Annotated in this window: 18 protein-coding genes, 4 tRNA genes and 1 riboswitch; of the genes, 9 read left to right on the forward strand and 13 right to left on the reverse strand. The window is 42.3% G+C overall.

Going from position 1 to position 26,750, the window contains the following annotated elements; genetic code table 11:
- On the reverse strand, positions 1-3,156 hold the full coding sequence (locus tag IWX76_RS15195; RefSeq protein WP_196860882.1) for a SusC/RagA family TonB-linked outer membrane protein: 3,156 nt from the start codon (positions 3,154-3,156) through the stop codon (positions 1-3).
- A gap of 202 nt (positions 3,157-3,358) precedes the next feature.
- On the opposite strand from IWX76_RS15195, the gene IWX76_RS15200 reads away from it, so the two are divergent.
- Positions 3,359-5,500, forward strand: coding sequence for a S9 family peptidase (locus IWX76_RS15200; protein ID WP_196860883.1), 2,142 nt, complete (start codon positions 3,359-3,361; stop codon positions 5,498-5,500).
- A gap of 16 nt (positions 5,501-5,516) precedes the next feature.
- On the opposite strand, the gene IWX76_RS15205 is transcribed toward IWX76_RS15200, so the two are convergent.
- The 4 genes from IWX76_RS15205 to IWX76_RS15220 form a co-directional block, all read right to left on the reverse strand.
- Positions 5,517-6,281: a PRC-barrel domain-containing protein gene (locus tag IWX76_RS15205; RefSeq protein ID WP_196860884.1), complete on the reverse strand. Its 765-nt coding sequence runs from the start codon at positions 6,279-6,281 to the stop codon at positions 5,517-5,519.
- Between the two features lie 226 nt (positions 6,282-6,507).
- Positions 6,508-7,719 carry an NO-inducible flavohemoprotein gene (gene hmpA, locus IWX76_RS15210; RefSeq protein WP_196860885.1) on the reverse strand — a complete coding sequence of 404 codons (1,212 nt, stop codon included), beginning with the start codon at positions 7,717-7,719 and terminating at the stop codon, positions 6,508-6,510.
- Positions 7,720-7,764: 45 nt separating this feature from the next.
- Positions 7,765-8,202: an RrF2 family transcriptional regulator gene (locus IWX76_RS15215; RefSeq protein WP_196860886.1), complete on the reverse strand. Its 438-nt coding sequence runs from the start codon at positions 8,200-8,202 to the stop codon at positions 7,765-7,767.
- A gap of 95 nt (positions 8,203-8,297) precedes the next feature.
- Entirely contained in the window at positions 8,298-9,203 is a 906-nt protein-coding gene (locus IWX76_RS15220; protein WP_196860887.1) for a glycerophosphodiester phosphodiesterase family protein, read from the reverse strand.
- Between the two features lie 228 nt (positions 9,204-9,431).
- Here IWX76_RS15220 and IWX76_RS15225 point away from each other — a divergent pair, with 228 nt between their 5' ends.
- The gene (locus IWX76_RS15225) at positions 9,432-10,037 is read left to right on the forward strand and encodes a 2'-5' RNA ligase family protein (protein WP_196860888.1); all 606 of its coding nucleotides are present in this window, start codon (positions 9,432-9,434) and stop codon (positions 10,035-10,037) included.
- Between the two features lie 224 nt (positions 10,038-10,261).
- Here IWX76_RS15225 and IWX76_RS15230 read toward each other — a convergent pair.
- From IWX76_RS15230 to IWX76_RS15245, 4 genes are all read right to left on the reverse strand, one after another.
- Positions 10,262-10,333: transfer RNA gene (locus IWX76_RS15230), tRNA-Glu, on the reverse strand.
- A gap of 41 nt (positions 10,334-10,374) precedes the next feature.
- A tRNA-Met gene (locus IWX76_RS15235) sits at positions 10,375-10,447 on the reverse strand.
- Between the two features lie 56 nt (positions 10,448-10,503).
- A tRNA-Glu gene (locus tag IWX76_RS15240) sits at positions 10,504-10,575 on the reverse strand.
- 39 nt (positions 10,576-10,614) lie between these two features.
- Positions 10,615-10,687, reverse strand: a tRNA-Met gene (locus IWX76_RS15245).
- Positions 10,688-10,797: 110 nt separating this feature from the next.
- Between IWX76_RS15245 and era the strand changes: the two genes are divergently transcribed.
- Positions 10,798-11,676 (forward strand): GTPase Era, encoded by an 879-nt coding sequence (gene era / locus IWX76_RS15250; RefSeq protein WP_196860889.1) that lies wholly within the window; start codon positions 10,798-10,800, stop codon positions 11,674-11,676.
- A gap of 48 nt (positions 11,677-11,724) precedes the next feature.
- A complete protein-coding gene (der, locus tag IWX76_RS15255; RefSeq protein WP_196860890.1) occupies positions 11,725-13,026 on the forward strand; it encodes a ribosome biogenesis GTPase Der in 1,302 nt (433 codons plus the stop codon).
- A gap of 7 nt (positions 13,027-13,033) precedes the next feature.
- Here the strand turns inward: der and IWX76_RS15260 are convergent, their stop codons facing one another.
- Positions 13,034-14,605 carry a S41 family peptidase gene (locus IWX76_RS15260; RefSeq protein WP_196860891.1) on the reverse strand — a complete coding sequence of 524 codons (1,572 nt, stop codon included), beginning with the start codon at positions 14,603-14,605 and terminating at the stop codon, positions 13,034-13,036.
- 175 nt (positions 14,606-14,780) lie between these two features.
- Between IWX76_RS15260 and murQ the strand changes: the two genes are divergently transcribed.
- The 5 genes from murQ to IWX76_RS15285 all read left to right on the forward strand — a co-directional run bounded on the left by murQ (position 14,781) and on the right by IWX76_RS15285 (position 21,952).
- A complete protein-coding gene (gene murQ, locus IWX76_RS15265) occupies positions 14,781-15,590 on the forward strand; it encodes an N-acetylmuramic acid 6-phosphate etherase (RefSeq protein WP_196860892.1) in 810 nt (269 codons plus the stop codon).
- Between the two features lie 8 nt (positions 15,591-15,598).
- A complete protein-coding gene (locus IWX76_RS15270; RefSeq protein ID WP_196860893.1) occupies positions 15,599-16,168 on the forward strand; it encodes a hypothetical protein in 570 nt (189 codons plus the stop codon).
- A 48-nt stretch (positions 16,169-16,216) separates the two neighbouring features.
- Positions 16,217-16,981: a Bax inhibitor-1/YccA family protein gene (locus tag IWX76_RS15275; RefSeq protein WP_196860894.1), complete on the forward strand. Its 765-nt coding sequence runs from the start codon at positions 16,217-16,219 to the stop codon at positions 16,979-16,981.
- Between the two features lie 113 nt (positions 16,982-17,094).
- Positions 17,095-17,202, forward strand: a riboswitch (SAM riboswitch).
- A 107-nt stretch (positions 17,203-17,309) separates the two neighbouring features.
- Positions 17,310-20,969, forward strand: a complete 3,660-nt coding sequence (gene metH / locus IWX76_RS15280) for a methionine synthase (RefSeq protein ID WP_196860895.1) — start codon at positions 17,310-17,312, stop codon at positions 20,967-20,969.
- A gap of 26 nt (positions 20,970-20,995) precedes the next feature.
- Complete coding sequence (locus IWX76_RS15285; RefSeq protein WP_196860896.1) at positions 20,996-21,952, forward strand: methylenetetrahydrofolate reductase; 957 nt, start codon at positions 20,996-20,998, stop codon at positions 21,950-21,952.
- Positions 21,953-22,003: 51 nt separating this feature from the next.
- Here IWX76_RS15285 and thrC read toward each other — a convergent pair whose 3' ends face one another.
- From thrC to thrA, 3 genes are read right to left on the reverse strand one after another with little or no spacing between them, the layout of a single operon-like run.
- Positions 22,004-23,311, reverse strand: a complete 1,308-nt coding sequence (thrC, locus tag IWX76_RS15290) for a threonine synthase (RefSeq protein ID WP_196860897.1) — start codon at positions 23,309-23,311, stop codon at positions 22,004-22,006.
- A gap of 25 nt (positions 23,312-23,336) precedes the next feature.
- Positions 23,337-24,272, reverse strand: coding sequence for a homoserine kinase (locus tag IWX76_RS15295; protein ID WP_196860898.1), 936 nt, complete (start codon positions 24,270-24,272; stop codon positions 23,337-23,339).
- A complete protein-coding gene (gene thrA, locus IWX76_RS15300) occupies positions 24,269-26,716 on the reverse strand; it encodes a bifunctional aspartate kinase/homoserine dehydrogenase I (protein ID WP_196860899.1) in 2,448 nt (815 codons plus the stop codon). Before thrA ends, IWX76_RS15295 begins: the two co-directional genes overlap by 4 nt.
- Between the last annotated feature and the right edge of the window lie 34 nt (positions 26,717-26,750).

The raw sequence follows: 26,750 nt of genomic DNA on the forward strand, positions 1-26,750 counted from the left end.
CTAAAAGCCAACATTTAAAGAGAAAAGGAAACTTCTTACCGCAGGATAGGTCATACCGGCGAAACCATCGATGTTAGAACCGCTGTTCGTGGTGGTACTTTCCGGATCGAAACCAGAGTATTTAGTCCACAGAATCAGGTTATTCCCAGTTACAGATAACTTAATGTTTTTCACAAAACTTCTTTCTATCCATTGTTTAGGAAGCGAATAACCCAAAGTAACAGAGCGTAACCTTACCCAGGAAGCATCTTCTACGTAATCTTCTGATGCACCTCTTTTTACCAGGCGGTAATATCCATCACCATAGTTAATTTGTGTACTAGGATCTATACCTTGTCCTAACCACACTTCTTTAGTGTTCACGCTACCATCAGCAAGTACACCCTGAAATACCTTATGGTCGTTTCTATTTTCAGACTCTTTTGACATCCCGAAGGCCGCATAATAGTTAGCCAATTGGTTATAGCGTTCATGACCAATTCTAGCATCGAACAATACGTTTAACGACAAATCTTTGTAGTTAAAGGTGTTATTCCAGCCACCTATCCAAGTTGGTTGTACATTACCCAATTTCTTTTGATCAGAGGCAATACCGATGATCGGGAAACCATTAGCACCAATCAGCAATGGTCTTGACGGATCGCTAGCCTCAGTAGATTTATCTAAGCCAGCAGCAATTTCAGCAGGTGTGAAATAACGTCTGTATTCTGTTCCGTATAAAGTACCGTAAGCTTCGCCAGGAATCAATTTCATGGTTACACGGGCATTCAGGTAACCATGTTCTGAAGCACCAACAATTTCTGTCAGGTCTGAACGTAAGGAAACAATCTTATTGCGGTTTGCAGAGTAGTTAAGGGAAGTTTCCCATGAGAAGTCACTGGTTTTAACCGGTGTACCTGATATGGTAAGTTCAAAACCTTTATTTCTCATACTTCCGGCATTTACCGCAGCGGTTACATAACCTGTAGAGGAAGAGATGGGTACATTAATAATTTGGTCTTTACTCAAAGAATGGTAGTAATTGGCATCGAAACCAACCCGGCTATTCAAGAAACGCATGCTCAACCCACCTTCATAAGTATTGGTAAACTCTGGCTTAAGCGAAGGTGAACCTAATAATGCTGGTCTGGTGAAGCCTGTATATCCTGTTGGTAAACCGGTATAATTTGAATAACCACGGCTGGTAGAATAAGCATTGGCATCTTTACCAATCTGGGCATACGACAATTTGAACTTCGCACTGCTAATCACTTCAGGTAGTTTGATGTGATCTGAGAAGATATAACTTAAACTGGCTGATGGGTAAAAGAATGAGTTATTCGGACTTAACAGAGAAGAAGTCACGTCATTTCTGCCCGTAATGGTCAGGTACAGGTACTCTCTCCAGTTCAAAGATAACTCACCAAAAATACCCATTAAACGATAAGATTCCCTATCGGTTGTACCCGTTAAAAACTTTGCATTGCTTAGGCTATACCAGTTATACACCGTCAAATCAGAGCCTTCCATGGAGGTATTATACGTTTTGCGGTTGTATAAATCATGACCTAAACGTAAGGTACCACTGAGGTCTTTTGAAACCGTATGGGTTAAACTTGCAATAAATGTACTGTTGATGCTACGGAAAGTACCATTGTAATTGTTTACCAGACCTTCGCCAGGAAAAGCTGCCGTACCATTGTCTTCCACCAGGCGCTCGCCCACTAAACCCTGAAATCCAGGTGCAGTATTCAGCCTGTTGTCGCGGTAGGTATCAATACCTGCACGGTAGCTTAAATTTAACCATTTAAATGGTTGGTAAGAGGCATTGGCACTACCAATGAGGCGCAACACATCATCGCTGAAGCGATTGGTTTCTGCCAGGTAACGTGGGTTCGTTGTTTCTCCATAAGAACGCATGGTACCATTTTCCATAAGGTAATCATTAACATCATGACGTGGCGACCAGTAAATCAACTGCTCGATGTAACGACCTGCATTATAACGGTAACCGCCAGAATTGGATACATTGATCGATGCACCTGCATTAAATTTTTCACTTGGTTTAAAAGTTGCATTTAATCTGCCCTGGTGATTTTTAAAATCTGTAGAAGGCAATACACCATTGTGTTGTAATTGTGAAATTGAAGTCAAAAAGGTCATTTTCTCCGTTCCACCAGAAACGGTTACCCCATTGCGGTATTGGCTACCTGTTTTAAAGGCATCGGCCATGTGGTTATATAATTTGTCGGGGTGTGTAGGGTCTTCCGCTTTGGCTACTTCTACCGTAGGCCCGTAAGATGGCCAGAAATCATCCTTATTATAGACACCTCTCCATCCCTGGCTGTATTTTGTTTGCAACTCCGGCATGGTATTAACATTCTCAATTCCAAAAGTTCCCTGGTAATCGATTTTAATGTTTCCAGCTTTACCAGATTTTGTGGTAATCACTACCACACCGTTAGCACCTCTCAAACCATATAAGGCTGTTGCGGCACCACCGCGAAGGATGTTCATGGACTCAATATCATCAGGATTAAGATCCACCGCACGGTTACTCATGCCATAGGCACCAGAACCAGTATTTGATGTGCTGTTGTCCATGAAAATACCGTCAATCACAAATAAGGGTTGGTTATCACGCGCAGGGTCAATGGAGTTTACCCCACGAATCTGGATTCTTGCCCCCTGACCTGGTGCACCACCGGTGCTGCTGATGGTAACACCGGCAACTTTACCTTGCAAGGCATTAACCACGTTAGGCTGGCGGTTTTCAGTCAGGTCCTCGCCTGTAACGGTTTGCGCACTGTAACCCAAAGATCTTGGATCACGTTTTATTCCTAATGCGGTAACTACAACTTCTGAGAGTTGTTCGGAGTTGGGTACTAAGGATACGTTGACTACGGTTTGTGCGCCTATTTGTATTTCTTTTGTGATATAACCTACATAACTAAAGGTTAAAGTACCGCCAGCACCTGGCACGTTAATGGCATATTGGCCGTCGTTATTCGTGGCTACAGCTGCAGTGGAGCCTTTGAGTTTAACAACTACTCCCGGCAGGGTTTGTGCGTTTTCCGAATCGGAAACCTTACCCCTTATTTCTTTCGTTTGGGCCATGACCGCATGGCTCCAGAAAAAAAGAAGACTGAGCATACTTAAAGTAAAGGTTCTTTTCATAATTGGTGATTTAGGTGTGTTTGTTTAGTTGAATTAAAGGTTACCATACTGTTTTAGTCGATATTCTTAGGTAAGGAAGTAAATATGGATAGTTTTAATCCTTAATTACAACGCAACTTAAAACATATCTTAAATATAATTATAATTTCATAATTTGTACATATCTAAAACACATAATTGCCCATATAACCCTAATTTTCATATGAGAATTGTCTTATTCACGCTAATATCTTGCTCAATCACCTTTTTTACCAACCTGCATTCCTTAAATGCCCAGCCTTACCGCTTAGATGCTGTTAAAAGTTACCCTTTCCCTACTAGCCTCACTACTGCCGCAACGGGCACAAGAATGGCCTGGGCTTTTGATGAACAAGGAAAAAGAAATATTTATGTAGCTGAAGGGCCAGATTTCAAGGCCCGCAGGCTGACGGATTATAGGAAAGACGACGGACAAGAGATTAGCAGTTTGTCAATCTCTGCCGACGGAAAATGGGTAGTTTTTATTCGTGGTGGCGATCATGGTTCGAGCTGGAATGATGAGTCACCGGTAAATGTAAATGCAGATCCCATTCCTCCTAAAGTGCAGATCCATGCCATTTCATTCGATGGACGCAAGCATATCGAAATTGGTGAAGGCGAAAAACCCCTGATCTCGCCAAAAAGTGATGTGCTGCTGTTTATAAAAAAGGGCCAGCCCTGGATGGCCAGGATCGATGGCTCTACTCCTGCAACCGCCCTCTTTTCCACACGCGGTACCGTAAGCGAATTAACATGGTCGCCAGATGCCAAGGCCATCGCCTTTGTGTCGAACCGTAGTGACCATTCTTTTATCGGTGTCTATACACATGCGAAAGCGCCAATTAAATGGATTGCTCCTTCATTTTATAGAGACCGGTCGCCCCGATGGTCCCCAGATGGCAAAGGCCTTGCCTTTATACGTTATGCGGGCATTGGCGGAAAGCCCGATTCCATTTTAAGCAAAAAACATCAACCTTGGTCCATCTGGAAAGCAGATGTTGAAACCGGACAAGCTTCTTCCCTTTGGAAAGCTCCACAAACGCTGGCAGGATCGCCACCCGCCACCAATGGTGGAACCAATTTACATTGGGCAGCAAAAGATCGCATTGTTTTTATGTCCACCCACCAGGGCTATTCGCAATTATACAGCATGTCCATAGCTGGTGGCAATGCCTTATTATTAACACCTGCAAAGGCTATTGTAGAACACTTAGTCCTGAGTCCTGATAAACAATGGTTGTATTTCAGCACCAATACCGGTCCGGATAAAAAAGATATTGATCGGCGCCACATCGCCCGGGTGGCAGTAGACAAAGCTAATTTCCAGGTGCTCAGTCCGGGAACGAACCTGGAATGGACCCCACAGCTCAGCGGCGACTCACAATACCTCAGCTTGATTACCTCCATCGGCCAGCAGCCCCCGCTTCCAGCTGTGATAAGCCTAAAAAACCTGGATAACTTCAAACAGCACCAGAAAGTATTGGCTTTAGCTCATATACCTTCAGATTATCCCGTTTCATCTATGGTAACGCCTGAGCAAGTTATTTTTAACGCACCAGACGGGCTATCCATCCATGCACAATTATTTGCTGGTAAGGGCGATGAACAAAAAAAACCTGCCATCATTTATATTCACGGTGGGCCATCGCGACAAATGCTTTTGGGATGGAATTACTCAGAATATTATGCCAATGCTTATGCCATGAATCAATATTTAGCAAGCCAGGGTTTTACCGTACTCTCTGTTAATTACCGCATGGGCATAGGTTACGGCCAGGCCTTTCAACATGCGAAACGCACAGGCACTACCGGAGCTGCAGAATACCAGGATATTAAAGCCGCAGCCATTTGGTTAAGTAAACAAAAGGGTATTGACGCCACAAGAATAGGAGTTTATGGAGGATCGTATGGTGGCTACCTTACTAATATGGCGTTGGCCAGGGACCCTAAGCTATTTGCAACCGGAGTGAGTATACATGGACTTGGCGACAGAACCATTGGCGATAATAACAGTATACTTTATCCGGATCGATTTGAAAAAGCACCTGATGCGGAGGAAGCGGCTCAAGTAGCATGGACTTCCTCGCCGGCTGCCGACATTCATACCTGGACAGCACCCGTGTTGCTTATTCATGGTGACGATGACCGAAACGTTGAATTTGGCCAAAGTATAGACCTTTACCGCAGGTTAGTGGATAAAGGCGTGGAAGTGGAAAGCCTGGTGATTGTTGACGATACACACCATTGGATGAAATATGAAAATGTAATGAAGGTTAACCAGGCTACCGTTGATTTCTTTAAAAGGAAGTTGAAACCCCAACCTTAGTCAAACTACTGAACCCTTATAAGGGAACATTTCTATTTTTATCATAATAGTCGTAAAGCTTGGCTTCATAGGTTTCAGGGATGCTTATTGATGGGTCGTATGCAGGACTGTTTTTAATCGCATCCACAGGGAGATCGACAAAAACTTCTGATGTTGCCCATTTTATTTCCCTGATCCATTTTGGCGAGATCAGCACCTTCTTGCCAGGAAGCCATTTTCCGGTATCAATAACCATAAAATGGATCGACCATGTCTCATCGTCAATGATAAAATCTTCTGCTTCTCCAATATGCCCATCTGTGGCATGGATTGTATACCCATGAACTTCTTTGTTACTGCGCAAATGCGGATCACCCGGATGTTCCTTAACTTTCTGCAGAGCAATCTGATCTTCAAAGGGTACCCTGGCATCTATCATTCCTGCAAAACCCCAGCCTCCATAAAAACCCATGCCTACAGGGTCGCTGTAAGGCCAGCCATAATGGTTGTATAAGTTGAGCTCCTGTTGTCGGGATACTGTCTTTTCGGTATCCACATCAGGACTATGTTTAATTTGCTCTTTAGTCAGGTTGACCAGGATGGATTCCTGTTGCATGTCCACGCCTTGTAAGGCAAAGGGAGATATCAACACCTTACGACCCCCAAGCCATGACCCGGTGTCTACGACCAGGTAGCGAATAATCCAGGACATATCATCAAAGTAAAACTCCTTTACGTCACCGATCTCGCCATCTACAGCGCCCATTGAAAAACCGGTGATACTTTTTAAGTTGCGTTTCATGGTATTTAAGTTTAGGTGACCTTAGTGACTCCAAGTTTGATTAAACAGGATGATTCACGGTTACATAACAATTAAGTTTTCTTAGGGTTCTTAGATAAAACACCTATTTTAACAGTATAAATACGGTCAAGGCTTTAAGCGTGCAGCTGCATCTGTGATAAAACAAAAAGAGACCTGCCAGTTTAATATGGCAAGTCTCTTTAGGATGTATTTAGTTGTTTTATTATTATTTTAACTGCAGTAAAGCAGGTCCAAATTCCTCAAAGAGGATCGCTTCTTTATCCACCCCCATTGCAATTAAATCGTTGTATTGTTTACGAATGAAAGCTGCTGGTCCGCATACAAAATATTTGGTGCCAGGAACCCGCGATAATGATTTAATTTTTTTAAGATCAAGTACCCCTTCCATGATGCCTTCTTTTTTATCTGATTCTGTTGGTGCATCATAAAACACCTGTTGGTTAATATGTTCGCTGGTGCGCACTACTTCATCTAATTGTTCTTTAAATGCATGAACCGAACGATTTCGGCAACCATGCAACCAGGTAATGGGATGTTGATACGCTTTTGCAACCAGGTGCTGAAGCATGCTCATCATCGGGGTCAAGCCTACGCCTCCACTGATGAAAACGACCGGTGCAGCAAGATCTTCAGCCAACTTGAAATCCCCGGCAGGTGCAGTGATATCGATCACATCACCAATGTTTACCATTTGGTGAAGGTGGTTACTAATCAACCCATTGGTATCCAGATCAACGCCTTTTTCGGCTTTTACAGAGATCCGGTAATAATCCTGCGCCGGAACACTGGAAACACTATACTGGCGAGCCTGATATAAACTCATTTCCGGCAAAAACACCCTGATGCTGATGTATTGTCCAGGAGCATGCGCCATGACTTTGCCACCATCAGCTGGATATAGATAAAAAGAAGTGATTTCAGTTGATTCCGTTTCTTTTTTACCCACTTTAAAAGGGCGCCAGCCTGTCCAGCCATGTTCTTTTGCAATATTCTGTCCATAAAGTTTGGCTTCGTGCCCAGACATGAGGTCTGCAAGCTGCTGATAAGCTGCCCCCCAGGCACCAACAATTTCTGGCGTAGCGGCATCGCCTAAAACTTCTTGTATGGAAGCCAACAGGTGACGTCCAACAGTTTGATATTGCTCTGGCCTGATTTCAAGACTCACGTGTTTGTGCCCAATCCTATCGACCACAGGCATGAGTACGCCTGGATTGGCAATATTTTCTGCATAAGCAAGCACCGCCATGGCAAGGGCAGTTTGCTGTTTGCCACTCTGCTGGTTACCCATGTTAAATAGATTTTTTAATTCCGGGTTATGGGTAAACATCCTGTTATAAAAATGCGTGGTTAATAACACCCCATTCTCTTTGAGTACCGGTACTGTTGCAGTAATTAATTGTTTTTGTTCAGTAGTCATAATAAATATATTAATACCTTTTTATCCTCTATTAGATTAAATTTTTTATTTTCTCAGGGAGGTAATGCCTAAATTAAGGTCTTCATTAAATTCTGATATGGAAGTATGCTGCAGCATATGCTGGATTTTATTGCGGATTTCTTTAAATTCATGATGTAGAGGACAAGGATTAATTTCAGAACAATATTCCAGCCCCAGGCCACAACCTGTAAACAGTCCATTGCCATCAACTGCTGCTACCACATCAGAAAGTGGTCGCTGTAAGGCAGCAGAATCCATATAAAAGCCCCCATTTGGTCCTTTTGCTGATTGAACAATGCCCTTTCTACTTAGGTCCTGTAATATTTTAGCCAGGAAATGTTCAGGAGAATCAATACCAGTCGCAATTTCTTTGATACCCACACGGCTGCCGGAAGCAGTCCGATGCGCGATAAAGAATACCGAGCGCATGGCATATTCACATGTTTTTGAAAAAATTCCCATTTGCAGGGCAAAGGTAGAACATCAGCCTCAATAATAAAAGATATATCTGTCTTTTATTCAAACGGCTATCTTTTTCAAGGTGCTAGCTGCATAGACTATTTGTTATGCTTTTTCAGATACTCAATCGGATAATCTGAAATAAATCCGCTCACACCTAGCTTTTTAAGTCGCACAAAATCGTCATAACTGTTAAGCGCACCTACAATTGGAGCCATTCCTAAATTCTTGCATTTTTCCAAAAATGCAACAGTTATCAAATCAGACTTTACACTATAATAATTTGGAACAAATCCCAGCAATTTAAGATTATCTTCTAATGTGGTATTAATTTTTGTCAAAAAAGCGACAGGTATATTTGGGTGTTTTTGGCGGATGATCTGTAATGTACGGGCGTCAAATGACTGAATGATCACACGGTCTTGTATTCCTTTATCAAAAATCACGGCTAGCATAAGATCTACAAACTCCTCTGGAGCAGGATGATACTTTCCGTCCGTTTCAGGTTTTAATTTGGTTTCTATGAAATAAACCGGCTTTGCTAGCTTCTCCTGCTTGGCATAAAGTTCTACGCTATCAATGAGATTAGAAAATAGTGGAATGTGTGCTTTATACCTGAGCTGATTTGGAAACTTCGAATTCGGCTTCGTACCAACATCATACATCCTGAGTTGATTGTAGGGTGTGTTATAGATAGCAATTTTCTGATCGGTGGAAAGCTCAGCTCCATCGGGGCCTAATGTAATCTTTCTATTCAATACGGGATCATGGCTCACTACAACCTGTTTATCTGACGTTATTGCCAAGTCCATTTCTAATACAACGGCCTTATAATGCAGTGCTCGTTTCATTCCTTCAATTGTATTCTCCGGGTGAAGCCCTACAAAGCTTCTATGCGCGAACCATTCGATTTTCCCTTTTTGGGCAAAAGTAATATGACTATTTATCAATAGCATACCCATGAGAAGCATACAATTTTTTATAGTAATCTTATTATTTCTCATATGTGTTCGATTTAATACCCAGATTGGCCAACCTTGTTACCGTGTATATAGCACAAACATGATAAAATAGAACGTCATTAAATGACGTAAAACAAGAGATAACATTTACTTAAACATTTGTTAACGCAGCAGGGAGTTGGCAGATTCAACACTTGTTATTAATTAATATTTATGAATCAATCAAGGATAAATACTAAAAATATTAGTATTTTAGCTTAAAAATAGAATATGAAAAATAACATTCACTATCAGTATTTAGGAGTAATAAAGCCAAATAAATGTGTTACATCAGATACTATGGACATGAAGATTCGTTGTAAGAATGACCATGATTGGGTTTCCGCAGTTTATTCTAAACCTCATTTTACTATTTTTGACATCATTCAACCTGCGATGTATGAAGAAAGACTAATAAAAAGTTTTGAAAGGAATATAGAAAATATTTCACCATTTCAAATAGACCTTTATGGTTTTGATTTTTTTTCTAAATCAACCTGTGCACTTTATGTGAAACTGAAAGACGAGAAAGAATTTTCAGAAATGGCCAGATACATCAAAAAATTTTCTAACCCCATACTGAAGTCAGTGAAGGATTATTCACCACATTACAATACAAAAAATGCTCATCTAACTATTGCGAAAGGAATTTCAGAGCCTGAATTTATGAACGCTTGGAGAAGCTGGGAAAATTCAGAGTATCAATCTAGTACTCACGCAGATCGCATGCTGTTACTAAGAAGACCATTTACATCTGTCAACATTAAATACGAAATTATTGGAGACTACCCATTTCTGGGAAAAGGACCATTAGACACTCAGATGTCATTATTCTAAAAATAAAAAAAGACCTACTACCACTATCTTTCCGAGTACAGTGGAAGATACTATGCGATTGAGGCAAATGATCTTTTCTTGGCACAGTTAAAAGAGTGCCCTATAGATGAAGGAGTGGGAGAAAAGCGCTTTCCATCACGTAAATTTTGATTTTCTAAAATTTAAGACAAAAAAAAAACTCTGCAAATATTTGCAGAGTTTTTTGGCTTTGATCCGAGATCAAGTAGCCCGCAGGGGAATCGAACCCCTATTTCCAGAATGAAAATCTGGCGTCCTAACCGGTAGACGAGCGGGCCTTAAATAAAGCGTTTAACATTGAAGTTAAACGCTTTCCAGGTAGCGGGGACCAGACTCGAACTGATGACCTTCGGGTTATGAGCCCGACGAGCTACCAACTGCTCCACCCCGCACTCTATTGCACTTGTTGTAATCATAAAAAAGAATAGCGTGCAACTATTATTTTCCGTAGCCCGTAGGGGAATCGAACCCCTGTTTCCAGAATGAAAATCTGGCGTCCTCACCCCTAGACGAACGGGCCTTTTGAAAGTGCCTTAACAACGTGTTACGACTTTCTAGGTAGCGGGGACCAGACTCGAACTGATGACCTTCGGGTTATGAGCCCGACGAGCTACCAACTGCTCCACCCCGCACTGTGTACAATTTAAAAGTTGATGTTATTTGATTAACTCTTCCTCTGAATTGGAATGCAAAGATATAATTCGTTTCTTTGCTGTGCAACTTTATTTTAAAAAATATTTTCATGTCACATAAAGCAGGTTTTGTAAGTATAATAGGTAAGCCCAATGTGGGTAAATCAACGTTAATGAATGCCTTGGTGGGTGAAAAGCTTTCTATCATTACCCCGAAAGCCCAAACTACCCGTCACCGTATTCTGGGTATCGTGAACGAAGAAGACTATCAAATCGTTTTTTCTGACACGCCGGGTATTATAAAACCACGTTACGGATTGCAAGATTCGATGATGAGTTCTGTAAAAGGCGCATTGACGGATGCCGACTTATTACTGTTCGTTACCGACATTAATGAAGAGCATGATGAAAATGATGTTTTAGAGAAGATCATCAACACGACCATTCCTATGGTGGTATTGATCAATAAGATCGATAACGCTACCCAGGAAGATGTAGAAGCTAAAATGGCCTTCTGGCAGGAAAAGCTGAACCCTAAACATATATACGCCATCTCTGCCCTGCATAAATATAACCTGGAAGGAATTTTAGGAATGATTCTCGACTTTATTCCAGAACACCCTGCCTATTATGATAAAGACGAACTTACTGACCGCAGCCAGAAATTCTTTGTATCTGAAATTATCAGGGAAAAGATCTTTAACAACTACCAGAAAGAAATTCCATACAGTACGGAAGTGATTGTAAAATCGTTTAAAGAAGAAGAAAACATCACCAGAATTAGCGCTGAAATCATTGTAGAACGCGATTCGCAAAAGAACATCCTGATAGGTAAAGGTGGTTCTATGCTAAAAAAGGTTGGAACTGAAGCCCGTAAGGACATAGAGAAATTTTTGGATCAGAAAGTTTTTCTTGAAACCTTTGTAAAAGTATTGCCGGATTGGCGCAGTAAAAAGAATTATTTAAAAAGTTTCGGGTACGAAAATTAAACCTACCTTTGCAACCCCTTAATAACGAATACCATTCACTAAAAATATATGAGTAACATTATCGCAATCGTCGGAAGACCAAACGTAGGCAAATCTACCCTTTTTAATCGCTTAACTGAAAGTCGCAAAGCCATTGTTGATGATTTTAGTGGCGTAACCCGCGATCGTCATTATGGCGTAGCAGAATGGACAGACAAAAACTTTACTGTAATTGATACAGGTGGTTATGTTGCCCATTCAGAAGATGTTTTTGAAGCGGCCATCCGCGAGCAAGTGGTTATTGCCATTGAAGAAGCTACCGTACTTTTATTTATGGTAGACGTAACTACGGGTATTACTCACCTTGATGATGAGATTGCTGCTTTATTAAGAAGAAGCAAAAAACCGGTTTTTATTGTGGTTAACAAAGTAGATAACACGGCCTTAGAAAATGAAGCTGCAGTTTTTTACAGCTTTGGCTTAGGCGAAATCTATTCGATTTCATCCATGACGGGTTCTGGAACCGGAGATTTATTGGATGACGTGATCAAACATTTTGAAGACGAAGCTGAAGATCAAAATACTTTACCAAAGTTAACTATTGTTGGTCGCCCTAATGTTGGAAAATCATCACTAATCAATGCTTTAATCGGTAAAGAAAGAAACATTGTAACCCCAATTGCTGGTACTACCAGAGATTCCATCCATATTCACTACAACCAGTTCGGGCATGAGTTCATGTTTATTGATACCGCCGGACTACGTAAAAAAACTAAGGTTAAGGAGAACATTGAATTTTATTCTGTGATGCGTACCATCAAAGCTTTAGAAGAAGCAGATGTGGTATTGCTTATGGTTGATGCCGTTGAAGGCTTAGAGTCGCAGGACGTAAACATCTTCCACCTGGCAGAAAAAAACAAAAAAGGTATTGTGATTTTAGTTAACAAGTGGGATTTAATTGAGAAAAACAACCAAACGGTTAAAGTTTTTGAAGAGCAGATCCGCACCAAACTGCAACCATTTACAGACGTACCCATTGTTTTCGTTTCTGCATTAAACAAACAACGTATTTTCCAGGCTATTGAAACGGCTTTAGAAGTATTTAAAAACCGTGCGAAGAAAGTACCTACTTCGAAATTGAATGATGTGATGCTTCCCATTATCGAGAACTATCCTCCACCATCCAACAAAGGTAAATTCATTAAGGTAAAGTATGCCACACAGATCAATGCAACGTCGCCGATGTTTGCTTTCTTCTGTAACCTGCCTCAATACATTAAAGAGCCTTATAAGCGCTTTATTGAGAACAAGTTAAGAGAACACTTTGATTTTAAAGGCGTACCGATTCAGATTTACTTCAGACAGAAATAAGAGAAGCCTATTTCAGGCTTGTTAAAGCCTGTTTTACCGTTTGGTCATGTTGATTTAAGGCTTTGAAATAACCTGAATCGCCCAAATGATATTTATATAACAATACCCTAAGGTCATTACTGATTACCATTTTAGCAGCATGAAGTTGCGGGTAATCAATAGTGATCTTTTTGCGTTCCAGGTATTTGATAAACAAATTAAAATCAGAAGAACTGATGTTAAAACTACCCAGGTTCTTGTCCAGGTACTCCTGCTGATACTTACCACCCAGCACATCGTATACGAAATCAAACAATATTTTTTGAGAGAGCAGCTGCTGATAGAACTTGTTTACACCAGCAGTATCCATTTTCACATAAATATCAGGGTGGATACCACCACCATCCACTTCTTTAGGTTTTATGGCTTTTGTATTTTTAACAGCCGTCAGTTCACCTCCGTCAAAACGCGCGTCTAACTCATGCTGGTAAGCCGCATAACCATCTTTATAAGATTTTTGAATGCTACGCCCTAGCGGGGTATAATACCTGGCAATGGTTAAGTTAAGTGCCGACCCATCGCCAAAAGGAAACTGCTCTTGTACCAGTCCTTTTCCAAAAGAACGGCGGCCAATAATAACCCCCCGATCCAGGTCTTGTACTGCACCTGCTAAAATTTCACTTGCAGAGGCTGTATTTTCATTAATGAGTACGGCAAGTTTACCCTGCTCAAATATGCCACCACCTGTGGAAATATAATCCGTTCTGGGTTCATGTTTACCCTCGGTATAAACGATCAGTTCATTCTCCGCAAAAAGTTGGTTAGCTAGTCCTGTAGCCGCACTTAAATATCCTCCACCGTTATCCCTCAGGTCTAAAACAAGCTTAGACATCCCCTTGGTTTTTAATACCGACAAAGAGTCACGGAACTCCACATCTGTGTTTGCACCAAAACGGCTGATTCTGATATAGCCTGTAGTTGGGTTAAGCATGTAGGAAGCATCAATACTGCTCACCATGACCCTACCCCTTTTAATACTTAATTTTAAGGGTTTAATACCTCCGGGACGGAGCAATACCAATTGAACAGGCGTTCCTTTTTTACCTTTAATTTTGCCTATCATGTCCTCTTTTTCCAGCTTCTGGCCACTCACCTTCACCTTATCAATTTTCAGGATTCTGTCGCCAACCTTCACACCAGCCGAGTATGCTGGCCCACCCCTCACCACATTGGTAACGAGTAAGGTGTCGTTCAGGATATAATATTCTATGCCAATCCCCTCAAAGTTACCTTCAAGTGATTCATGCTGCGCCGTTGCTTTATCGGGTGGCAGGTAATTACTGTGTGGATCCAGCTGGTGGAGCAGGCTATCGATTGGTAAGTGGTTTAGTGTATCAATATTCACTTCATCAACATAATTTTTGTCGATAAGGTGCATGATCTCCTCCACTTTGGCAGTGTGGTTTGCGCTTACAGCAGAAGGTTTTTGAATGGCATAACCCTGGTCTTTAAGAAATTTGTAACCAAGAAACATTCCACCTATTAAAGTTATCGAATAAGTGAGCGCGATGTATAGATTTTGACGGGTAGGTTTATTCATTAAATAGATGTTACACAAAGTTAAATAATAACCAAGTTATTATCCTAATTTACCTGCATTGATTTGCAATTAATTAAGCGAATTTAAAGGTCCATTTGCTAAACATTACCCGATGTTTTTCGTTATGATTTCTAGTTTAGAAAGAAATTAACGATTTTTAGCAAAAATAACATTTATGATAAGAGTAACCGAACAAGAATCAAGGTACAACGATATAGATAAGATGAGTGTCCTTGATATATTGAAAGGGATTAATGAAGAAGATAAAACCGTACCCCTGGCTGTAGAAAAATCATTGCCACAAATCGAAAAACTAGCTACTGCCGTAGCCGAACGCATGCAAAATGGCGGTCGTTTGTTTTACATCGGTGCGGGTACCAGTGGCCGTTTAGGTGTGGTAGATGCTTCTGAATGCCCACCGACTTTCGGTGTTCCTTTTGATTTTGTTGTTGGGATTATTGCCGGTGGCGATACCGCCATCCGCAAAGCCGTAGAAAACGCTGAAGATGACGTGGAACAAGCATGGAAAGACTTACAGGAATACCAGATTAACGAAAAAGACAGCTTAATCGGACTGGCCGCATCCGGCACTACACCTTATGTGGTGGCTGGTTTAAACACCGCCCGTGAGCATGGCATATTAACCGGCTGTATTGTATGTAATGAAGGCGGCCCTATCGCTGCTGCATGTGATTATCCAGTAGAAGTAGTGGTGGGACCAGAATTTTTAACAGGCTCTACCCGCATGAAATCTGGTACGGCACAAAAACTGGTTTTAAACATGCTGAGTACCACTGTAATGATTAGGCTGGGCAAAGTGAAAGGCAATAAAATGGTCGACATGCAGTTAACCAATCATAAACTGGTTGACCGCGGTATCCAGATGGTCATGGACGAATTGAATACCAGTCACGCTATTGCTGAAGACTTATTATTACGTTACGGCAGTGTACGCAAGGCGGTAGAAGCAAGTCACAGCAAATAAATAGTATTATGCACGAAATAGAACCTTATTACCAATGGCGCGACGACTACATTGCTGCAGAAGATGAGCGTTCGCCATTTTATAACACGGAATATTCAGAATTCTATTTCGACAAACAACTCTATAATTTTCTGATCCACCCGCAGTGGGATGATTTTGGGTCAACAACACTTTACATTAAAGTGCTTTATGTAGATTATGATCGCCAGTATGCCATCATTGAACTGATGGGCGAATGGAATGATGCCATTAACAATGACATTATGCTCTTGAAAAGAGAGATTTTAGAGTTGATGATTGATGAAGGAATTAATAAATTCATCCTTATCGGTGAAAATGTATTGAACTTTCATTCCTCCGAGGATAGTTATTACGAGGAATGGTTCCAGGATGTAGAAGATGGATGGATTACCGGCTTAAATTTCAATCCGCATGTGATCGAAGAATTCAGGGAATCTAATATCGACTACTACATTAATTTCGGCGGATTGCTTGACGAAATGGCATGGAGGACGTTAAAACCTTTACAGATTTTCAAGAAAGTTGAAGAAATTCTGACAAAAAGGCTCGGGGCATAGCTTTTGTAAAGAACAAAGTATACGTATCTTTAAATAAAATTAAAACACATGGATAACAATAATAATTACAACTGGGCACATAAGCCAGAGTATGTTCAACAACAAACAGGAGTTGTTGCGAAACGTTTCTTTGCTAATGTCTTCTTATGGATGTTCGTTGCTTTGGGTGTATCGACATTGGCAGCTGTATTTATGGCAAATACCCCTGCCGCAATGGATTATTTAATAAAATATGATGCCGCTGGGAACCGTGCTGGCATGAGTATATTAGGTTATGTAGCCATGTTCTCTCCATTAGCCTTGGTGTTATTGATGAGCGCAGGTTTAAGTCGCCTTTCTTACCCTGCTTTGCTGGGTATATTCGTAGCCTATTCAGTATTAACGGGCATTAGTTTAAGTTTTATCTTGCTTACCTATACCGCTGGTTCAGTAGTGGCTTGTTTTGCTTCTGCTGCCGGTATCTTCGGAATCATGGCCGTGCTGGGTTATACCACCGAAACTGATTTGAGTAAATTCGGCCCCATCCTTATGGTTGGTGTAATTGGTTTGGTGATTGCCAGTGTGATCAACATGTTCCTGGGAAGCTCTACTTTTGATTATATCATGAGTTTCTTTGGTGTAGCCATCTTTACTGCCCTTACTGCATACGACGTTCAAAAACTGAAACGTATTGGCGAAGGCATTGAAGAAAACGGCGATCAGGTAGCAGTTGCGGATACTAAGAAATTAGCCATCATGGGTGCCTTATCTTTATACCTTGATTTTATCAATATCTTCCTTTTCTTATTAAGAATTTTTGGAAGCAGAAAATAATCTCAATCAGAATATTATTTGGAAGGCCGTGCATATTTGCATGGCCTTCCTTATTTTATAAGCTTTACAAGCCATTTTCTTGGAAATGATTTTTCTTTGTTGCACCTTTGTAACGCTTATAGAGAAAGACGGAGGGATTAGACCCTGCGAAGTCTTAGCAACCTGTGCTTACAAGGTGCTACATTCTACTAAAACGTATAAACGTTTTGGAAAGATAAGTTGAATCGACTCCTATCCGGAATCCCGAATAAGCTTTTAGTATGGCATACCCAACCGCAGGTGATTCATCATCCTGGGAGGCTCCCCTACGCTTTAACAAAGATGACAAATGAGTATCAGAGAAGAACTTGAAAAACGAATATTAATTATTGATGGCGCCATGGGCACCATGATACAACGCCATATATTAACAGAAGAAGACTTCAGGGGAACGCGTTTTAAAGATCATCCATGTGATGTGAAAGGCAATAATGATCTCCTGAACCTGACTAGACCGGACATTATTAAATCCATCCACCTGGAATATTTAGCCGCCGGGGCTGATATTATCGAAACCAATACCTTTAGCACCCAACGAATTTCACTGGCCGATTACCAGATGGAAGACCTCGACTATGAAATGAGTTTTGAAGGTGCCCGTATTGCTAAAGAAGCCGTTACCGAGTTTATGGCCAACCATCCGGAACGTCAATGTTTCGTTGCTGGTGCCGTAGGCCCAACCAACAGAACTTTATCCATCTCGCCCGATGTAAACGACCCGGGATACCGTGCCCTTACTTTCGATGAGCTCGTGGATGCTTATGACCAGCAGATTAAGGGGCTGGTTGACGGCGGTGCCGATGTATTACTTATTGAAACCATTTTCGACACCCTGAATGCCAAGGCCGCCATATTTGCCATCAAAAACTATGAAGCGGTCATCGGCAGGAAAATAGAAATCATGATCTCCGGCACCATTACCGATGCCTCCGGCAGAACTTTATCTGGCCAGACCGTAGAAGCTTTTCTAAATTCTGTAGTTCACGCAAACCCTTTAAGTATTGGTTTTAACTGTGCCTTAGGTGCTAAAGAAATGCGGCCCCATATTGAAGAACTGTCCGCAAAAGCTCCTTGTTTCATTTCTGCTTACCCCAATGCGGGACTGCCGAATGAATTTGGTGCTTATGATGAGCAGCCGCATGAGACTGCCCATTTAGTGGAAGATTTTATGGCACATGGCTTTGTAAATATCGCTGGTGGTTGTTGTGGCACTACACCAGAACACATCGCCTGTATTGCAAAAAAGGCAAAAAATATTAAACCCCGCAAAATCCCAACGCAGGAACGTTATTTGCGCCTCAGTGGCTTAGAAGCCGTTACTGTAACCCCAGAAAGTATTTTCGTCAACATTGGCGAGCGTACCAATATCACCGGATCACCAAAATTCTCTAAGTTGATTTTAAGTGGCGATTATGAAGCGGCCTTAACTGTTGCCCGCCAGCAGGTTGCCGGTGGTGCACAAATTATTGACGTGAACATGGACGAGGGCATGATTGACTCGGAAGCCGCCATGACCAAGTTTCTAAACCTGATTGCATCAGAACCCGATATTTCAAAGTTGCCCATCATGGTCGATTCCTCTAAATGGACGGTCATTGAAGCGGGCTTGAAATGTTTACAGGGTAAGGGCATTGTAAACTCCATTTCCCTTAAAGAAGGCGAAGAAAAGTTTGTAGAGAGTGCGCGCAAAATCATGTCATATGGTGCTGCCGTTGTGGTCATGGCCTTTGATGAGCAAGGTCAGGCCGATAACTTTGAACGTAGAAAAGAAATTTGTAAGCGCTCATACGACCTGCTGGTTGACCAGGTAGGCTTCCCTGCGGAAGACATTATTTTCGATCCTAATATCCTGACGGTAGGTACCGGACTGGAAGAACATAATAATTACGCGGTCGACTTTATCAATGCGACACGCTGGATTAAAGAAAACCTGCCTTACGCCAAAGTAAGCGGCGGAGTATCCAACATCTCTTTCTCTTTCCGTGGCAATAATCCTGTACGGGAAGCCATGCACTCTGCCTTTCTTTACCATGCCATCCAGGCAGGTTTAGACATGGGTATTGTAAACGCCGGTATGCTGGAAGTTTATGAAGCCATCCCTAAAGAGCTACTGGAATATGTGGAGGATGTATTACTTAACCGCCGCGCTGACGCCACAGAGCGATTAGTGGATTATGCCGAAACCGTTAAATCAAAAGGTAAAGTACTTGTTAAAGATGAAGAATGGCGTAAAGGCACTGTAGAGGAACGTCTGTCGCATGCCCTGGTTAAAGGGATCATTGAATTCCTGGATGATGATGTGGAAGAAGCACGTCAGCAATACGCAAGGCCCATTCAGGTGATCGAAGGACCCTTAATGGCGGGAATGGACATTGTAGGCGATTTATTTGGTGCAGGTAAAATGTTTCTTCCCCAAGTGGTAAAATCAGCCAGGGTGATGAAAAAAGCCGTTGCCTACCTGCTGCCTTTTATTGAACAGGAGAAACTGGACAACCCCGATGGAAGCACCAGTTCTTTTGCTGGCCGCGTGCTCATGGCAACCGTTAAAGGCGACGTACACGACATAGGTAAAAACATTGTAGGTGTGGTATTAGCCTGTAACAACTTCGAAATTATCGACATGGGTGTGATGGTTCCCGCACAGGAAATCATTAAAAAAGCCCGGGAAATCGATGCGGATATTATTGGTTTAAGCGGCTTAATTACGCCATCCTTAGATGAGATGGTCCATTTCGCCAAAGAAATGGAACGTGAAGGTTTTACCATTCCGCTGATCATCGGTGGCGCCACCACCTCCCGTATTCATGCCGCCGTAAAGGTTGCACCGCATTATTCTGGCGCCGCTATTCATGTACTGGATGCTTCCAGAAGCGTAACCGTGTGCAGCACCTTAATGAACAAGGATACGCGCGATGAATATATCCAGCAAACAAAGCTGGAATACGATAAAGCAAGAGAAGCACACTTAAATAAACGTTCAGATAAACGTTATAAAAGCATAACCGATGCCAGGGAAAACCGTTTCCAAATAGATCCGGAACAAATATCACCTGCGCCGCAATTTACCGGAACAAGGGTATTTGAAGATTACCCCCTGGAAGAGCTTGTTCCTTATATCGATTGGACGCCATTTTTTCATACCTGGGAACTGAAAGGTAGTTACCCCAAAATATTAACCGACAAATTAATCGGTACCGAGGCCACTAAGCTATTTAACGATGCACAAACCCTTCTTGCTAAGATTGTGACCGAAAAGCGCCTGAAAGCTAATGCAGTGATCGGCTTTTGGCCGGCACATACCATAGGCGACGACATCATCCTTGAAGCCGAAGGCAAAGCGGTGACTATTCATACGCTGCGCCAACAAACAGAAAAAGTAGCAGGCGAACCTTATTATGCCCTGTCGGATTTTGTAGCCCCTAAAGAAGCGGGTAAAGCAGATTACTTTGGTGGTTTTGCCTTAACCACAGGCATTGGCTGCGATGAGATGGTGGAAGAATTTGAACGTGACCACGATGATTACAACAGCATTATGGCAAAAGCGCTGGCCGATCGTCTGGCGGAAGCCTTTGCTGAAAGAATGCATGAACGTGTTCGTAAAGAGTTTTGGGCTTATGCAAAAGATGAAGAACTGAGCAACCAGGAGCTGATAAAAGAGGAATACGCTGGGATCCGTCCGGCACCAGGTTATCCTGCCTGCCCGGATCACACCGAAAAAGAAACCTTATTTGAATTGCTGGATGCAGAAGAGAAAATAGGCCTTAAACTTACAGAGAGTTATGCCATGTATCCTACCGCAGCGGTAAGTGGCTTTTACTTTGCACACCCGCAATCGCGGTATTTCGGACTTGGAAAAATCACTAAAGACCAGGTAGCCGAATATGCGCAGCGCAAAGGCTTGAGCCTGGAAGAAACCGAAAAATGGCTGAGTCCTAACTTAGCTTACTAACCATACCAACAACCTGAAAACGAAACATGAAGATCGTAGACCATATTAAATGCGCAAAAGGAAAACCTTTATTTTCCTTTGAATTATTACCTCCTGTAAAGGGCCAGAGTATTAAAGGTATATTCGATGCCATAGACCCCTTAATGGAGTTTAATCCACCTTTTATTGACGTCACCTATTTACGTGAAGACTACATTTACAAACAGCATGCAAATGGTCTCCTTGAAAAAGTAGCCTACCGCAAACGCCCAAGTACCGTTGCTACCTGTGCTGCTATTATGAGTAAATATAAAGTGGATGCCGTACCGCACTTAATTTGTGGAGGGTTCAACAAAGATGAAACAGAAAATGCCTTAATAGACCTTCAGTTCCTGGGGATCGACAATGTGTTGGTGTTACGTGGCGACGCCCGCAAAAGCGACAGTTCTTTTATACCTACACCTGAAGGTCATGCTTTCGCTTCAGACCTGGTGCAGCATGTGATGGATATGAACAATGGCAAATACCTGCATGAGGATATAGAAACCTCTGAAAAGACCGACTTCTGTATTGGTGTAGCCGGTTATCCGGAGAAACATTTTGAATCGCCCAACCTGGATACTGATTTTAAATACCTGAAACTTAAAGTAGACCTGGGTGCAGAGTTTATTGTGACCCAGATGTTTTACGACAATGAGAAATATAAAAACTTTGTAGAGAAATGCCGGCAGAATGGTATTAATGTACCTATTATCCCAGGTTTGAAGCCAATTACCAATAGCAAACAACTGATCAGTCTGCCAAAAACTTTTCATTTGGATATTCCTTTGGCGCTTAGCGAAGCCATCTCTTCCTGTAAATCAGAAAAAGAGGTGAAAGAGGTTGGCATTGAGTGGATGATTCACCAATGTAAAGGCCTTATTGAATTGGGTGCCCCGGTATTGCACTTTTACACCATGGGCAACTCTGGTCCTACCAAAAAAATAGCCCAAGCTATATTTTAAAAGAAAAATATAGATATAAACTATGACAATAGTAAACCTATTTATTAAACCTTAAAGGTTTAATAAATAGGTTTTAAAAGCCTCAAAATCAGCCTCCATTTGCACCGCTTGTTTCACTCTTAAATTCATTTCCTGCACCTGCTCAGGCACTTCAATTGCCGCAGCAATTTCTACAGGGAAGATTGCTGGAAATTTGCAGGGATGCGCTGTAGACAGGAAAACCCCGGCAAAAACTTCATCTTCATGTTTAGCTGTATATTCTTCTAAAGCTAACCAGGCGATGGCAGTATGCGGACAAGCGACATACTGGTAACGCTTATAGACGGCCTCGATAGCTGCAAGCGTTTCCTCATCAGTATAGGTACAACTACTTACCAATTTCCTGATTGCTTCACGGTCCTGATTAAAAATATCCATAATTCGCACCCAATTACTTGGTGCACCAACATCCATGGCATTAGCATAGGTTTGTACAGAAGCACGCGCTTCATACACCCCACTTTCTAAATACCTTGGCACGGTATCATTGGCATTGGTGGCAGCAATAAATTGTTTAACAGGCAGACCCATTTTGGTTGCCAGTAAGCCTGCTGCCAGGTTACCGAAATTACCACTTGGCACAGAAAATACCACTTCTGTTTTCCCTTGCTTCTGCATTTGCGCATAGGCATAGAAATAATAAAAGGTTTGTGGGATTAACCTGGAAATATTAATGGAATTTGCAGAAGTCAATCGTCTTTTCTCTTGTAGCTCCTGATCTGCAAAAGCCTGTTTCACCAGGTGCTGGCAATCATCAAAAGTTCCATCCACTTCTATGGCATGTATATTTTGTCCGTTTGTACATAGTTGCAATTCCTGTATCGGACTTACCTTCCCCGATGGGTAGAGGATGGTGACGCGGGTATTCGGTACCCCCAGAAAACCAAGGGCTACGGCTCCACCGGTATCACCAGAAGTAGCCACCAATACATCCAGCATCTCTTCCCCGTCTTTCAGAAAATAAGCCATGATCCTGCTCATAAAACGGGCACCAAAGTCCTTAAAAGCAAGTGAAGGGCCATGGAATAATTCCAGCACATAGGTGTTCTTATCCAGTCGTACTGCCGGGGCATCAAAGTTTACAGCCTCTTCCACAATCCTTTTCAAATCTGCAGTAGGCAAGGCATCACCAAGCAGTGAAGCGGCCACTTGAAAAGCGATCTCCGGCAAGGTATAATCCTTTATGTTTTCTATAAATTCTGCCGGCACCGCAGGTATTTCCTGTGGCATGTATAAACCCTTATCCTGAGGCATACTGTTAAAAACAGCCTCCGGAAAGTCAACCGTCAGGTTTCGGTTATTTGTACTGTATAATTTCATCACGTTTAATTTTAGGTTGGTGGTTCTAGTCGAGAATTACGGGTCCGGCCTGGTTAACCGGCGATACGTAAGCCAAACTGTTGATATTGATTGATTTTAGCAATTGCTGTAAGGCGTTGGTAATGTTTCTAGCCGTTGCCTCATCACGCGTAAGTGCAAATACAGATGGTCCGGAACCTGAAATACCAAAGCCAATAGCGCCATTTTCCATGGCCAAAGCGCGCATTTTATAAAATTCAGGGATGAGGATGGAGCGGGTGGGTTCAACCAGCACGTCGACCATACTGCGGCCAATTAAGTCGTAATCCTTTAAAAACAGGCCACTCACTAAACCACCTACATTACCCCATTGGGTCACGGCTTCTTTTAACAATACCTTCGTCCGTATCATTTGCCTGGCGTCTTTCGTTGGCACATCTACTTCGGGGTAAACAATAGCAGCATACATACCCTCTGGCGATGGCAGGCTAATCACATCAAGAGGTTCATAACTTCTGATCAGTACAAAACCACCCAGTAAGGCAGGTGCCACATTATCAGCATGGCCATAACCACAAGCCAGTTCCTCTCCTTTCATTGCAAATGGCACCAATTCTTTATTCGTCAGTGGGTTGCCCATCAGGTTATTAATGGCGAATAAACCGGCTACCGTACTGGCAGAACTGGAACCCAGGCCACTACCAATAGGCATTTTCTTATGTAATTCGATGGTTACGCCAATATCCTGACGACCAATATGCTCCAAATAGTGCTGCACACTGGCACTCACGGTATTTTTATTAGGGTCTAACGGCAAACGGCCGTCATCACCGGTTATTTTCGAAATCAATACGCCAGGTGCGTCTTTTCTGGTCATCACCACTTCATCTCCTGGGGCGTTAACGGCAAAACCTAAAACATCATAACCACAAACAACATTAGCTACGGTGGCAGGGGCGAATACTTTTATTGATGGACTCATTTCTTACCTACGTTTATAATGTCAGCAAATACGCCTGCCGCGGTTACTTCAGCTCCTGCACCCGGACCTTTGATCACCAGTGGGCGTTCTTTATACCGGTCGGTAGTAAAAGAAATAATGTTGTCACTACCCGAAAGGGCAAAGAAAGGATGCGACTCATCCACCATCTGCAAGGTAATTTCCACCTTGCCATCTTCCAGCTTACCGATGTAGCGTAATACCTGGTTATTTTCAGTTGCCTGTGTTTTCATGTTTTCAAAATAAGCAGCATTGTTTTCCAGTTCCTGGTAAAAATCATCTACAGAGCTGGCAGCCAAACAAGCTGGAGGAAGCATACTTTCGATAGAAATATCTTTTTCTTCCATTGCATAACCGGCATCACGCGCCAGGATAAGCATCTTCCGTATAAAATCTTTTCCGTTCAAATCATCTCTCGGATCAGGCTCCGTATATCCTTTTTCCTGCGCTTCTTTCACCACATGATGGAAAAGCTTATCGCCTTTGAAATTGTTGAAGATATAAGAAATCGTACCCGACAGAATAGCCTCAATACGCGCTACCTTATCGCCACTCATCATCAGGTCGCGCAGCGTACGGATGATCGGCAAACCAGCCCCTACATTGGTTTCATAATAGAAATCTACGCCATAAGTTCTGGCCGCCTTCTTAAAGGCCTGGTACTGCTCCAAATCAGCCGAATTACCAATTTTATTGCAGGTTACAATAGAAATACTGCTTTCCAGTATCTCTTTATAATAGTTTACCGGTGTAGCACTGGCCGTATTATCCACAAACACACAGTTCGGCAAATTCATCGCTTTCATTTGCGCTACAAACTGCTTCAAATCGGCAGGCTCTGCCACCTCATCCAATTTACGTTGCCAATCTTGTAAGTTCAAACCACCCTTACTTAAATACATCTGGCGACTATTACTCATCCCCATTACCTTAACTTCCAGGTCGTTGTTTTTAGCCAGAAATGGCATTTGAATTTCCAACTGGTGGAATAAAGTTTTACCAATGTTTCCGGTACCCAGGCAAAAAACATGAAGGGTCTTTTTCAGTTCTGAATAAAAGGCATCATGCACCGCATTCAGCGCTTTGGAAAGATCAGCTTTGGCTAAAATTACTGAAATATTGTATTCTGAAGAACCCTGCGCAATAGCGCGCACATTCACGCCATTTCGCCCCAGGGCATTAAACAACCTCGCCGACATACCAGGCGTATGTTTCATGTTCTCTCCTACAATAGCCAAAACGGAAAGTCCGTTTTCTACTTCCGGATATTCCAGTTTTTTCGCCTGCAGTTCAAGCTCAAATTCTTTACTGATCAGGTTTAAGGCTTTGATGGCATCCGCTGGTTTAACAGCGAAAGTAATACTATGCTCTGATGACGATTGGGTAATCAGCACCACATTCACCTGCTCCCGGGAAAGTAGAGAGAACAGTCGCCCGCTGAAACCTGTTTTACCCACCATACCGCTTCCCGACAAATTCAAGATGCTGATGTCGTCGATAGACGATAGTCCTTTAATGGGTAAATCAGAGGCTTTTACATCGTGTCTGATATAAGTACCCGGAAAAGAAGCATCAAACGTGTTTTTAATGACAATGGGAATCTTCTTTAAAAACGCCGGGGTCATTGTTGGCGGATAAATTACCTTGGCACCGAAATACGATAACTCCATGGCTTCGGTATAACTCAATTCAGTCAAAGAAAAGGCTTTTTCTACAATCCTTGGATCTGCGGTAAGCATGCCATTTACATCTGTCCAGATTTGTATTTCCCTGGCATTTAAGGCCGATCCCCAGATGGCTGCGGTATAATCGCTGCCACCCCTGCCTAAAGTGGTTACCCTGCCTTCATCGTTACTGGAAATAAAGCCGGTTACGAAGAGCAGTTTTCCTACGTGGTGACTATAAAATTCATTGATCAGCATTTCCGACAAAGGCATATTTACTTTGGCCTGTCCGTAATCACTATCCGTTTTAATCAGTTCTGAACCGTCTACAGCCAATACATCTGCCTGCTCCTGTTTAGCAATGTGGCTCACCATAAAGGTAGAACAACGTTCGCCGTAACTTAAGACGAGGTCTTTTGACTGCGCCGTTAATTCCTTCAGGTTAAACACCGCCTGTAAAATATCCTCCAGTTCATTAAAATAAATCTTCAGCTTGGTAAATACAGGATTTTGTGCTGATGCGGGTAGCAGGCTACGGATAACATCGAAATGTTTTTCTTCGAGGGTTCTTAATTGCGCCGTATAATCCTCGCCCAGCTGGGCTTTCTCCGCCATATCTAATAAGAGGTTGGTTACGCCACTCATGGCGGAAAGGACAACGACACAATCGTTTTTTTCACGGGCTTCACTTACAATGGCCAGCAAAGCACTGATGCTTGATGCTGAACCGACAGAGGTGCCGCCGAATTTTAGGATATTCATTTTTTTAGGTTAAAAAAAAAGCACCTTCCTGTTT

It is taken from the genome of Pedobacter sp. CAN_A7 (assembly GCF_015752175.1).
In the GTDB taxonomy this organism is placed as follows: Bacteria; Bacteroidota; Bacteroidia; order Sphingobacteriales; family Sphingobacteriaceae; genus Pedobacter.

Coding starts and splice junctions, on each gene's coding strand:
- IWX76_RS15195 (WP_196860882.1), bottom strand. CDS start 3,156: ATGAAAAGAACCTTTACTTTAAGTATGCTCAGTCTTCTTTTTTTCTGG.
- IWX76_RS15200 (WP_196860883.1), top strand. CDS start 3,359: ATGAGAATTGTCTTATTCACGCTAATATCTTGCTCAATCACCTTTTTT.
- IWX76_RS15205 (WP_196860884.1), bottom strand. CDS start 6,281: ATGAAACGCAACTTAAAAAGTATCACCGGTTTTTCAATGGGCGCTGTA.
- hmpA (WP_196860885.1), bottom strand. CDS start 7,719: ATGACTACTGAACAAAAACAATTAATTACTGCAACAGTACCGGTACTC.
- IWX76_RS15215 (WP_196860886.1), bottom strand. CDS start 8,202: ATGGGAATTTTTTCAAAAACATGTGAATATGCCATGCGCTCGGTATTC.
- IWX76_RS15220 (WP_196860887.1), bottom strand. CDS start 9,203: ATGAGAAATAATAAGATTACTATAAAAAATTGTATGCTTCTCATGGGT.
- IWX76_RS15225 (WP_196860888.1), top strand. CDS start 9,432: ATGAAAAATAACATTCACTATCAGTATTTAGGAGTAATAAAGCCAAAT.
- era (WP_196860889.1), top strand. CDS start 10,798: ATGTCACATAAAGCAGGTTTTGTAAGTATAATAGGTAAGCCCAATGTG.
- der (WP_196860890.1), top strand. CDS start 11,725: ATGAGTAACATTATCGCAATCGTCGGAAGACCAAACGTAGGCAAATCT.
- IWX76_RS15260 (WP_196860891.1), bottom strand. CDS start 14,605: ATGAATAAACCTACCCGTCAAAATCTATACATCGCGCTCACTTATTCG.
- murQ (WP_196860892.1), top strand. CDS start 14,781: ATGATAAGAGTAACCGAACAAGAATCAAGGTACAACGATATAGATAAG.
- IWX76_RS15270 (WP_196860893.1), top strand. CDS start 15,599: ATGCACGAAATAGAACCTTATTACCAATGGCGCGACGACTACATTGCT.
- IWX76_RS15275 (WP_196860894.1), top strand. CDS start 16,217: ATGGATAACAATAATAATTACAACTGGGCACATAAGCCAGAGTATGTT.
- metH (WP_196860895.1), top strand. CDS start 17,310: ATGAGTATCAGAGAAGAACTTGAAAAACGAATATTAATTATTGATGGC.
- IWX76_RS15285 (WP_196860896.1), top strand. CDS start 20,996: ATGAAGATCGTAGACCATATTAAATGCGCAAAAGGAAAACCTTTATTT.
- thrC (WP_196860897.1), bottom strand. CDS start 23,311: ATGAAATTATACAGTACAAATAACCGAAACCTGACGGTTGACTTTCCG.
- IWX76_RS15295 (WP_196860898.1), bottom strand. CDS start 24,272: ATGAGTCCATCAATAAAAGTATTCGCCCCTGCCACCGTAGCTAATGTT.
- thrA (WP_196860899.1), bottom strand. CDS start 26,716: ATGAATATCCTAAAATTCGGCGGCACCTCTGTCGGTTCAGCATCAAGC.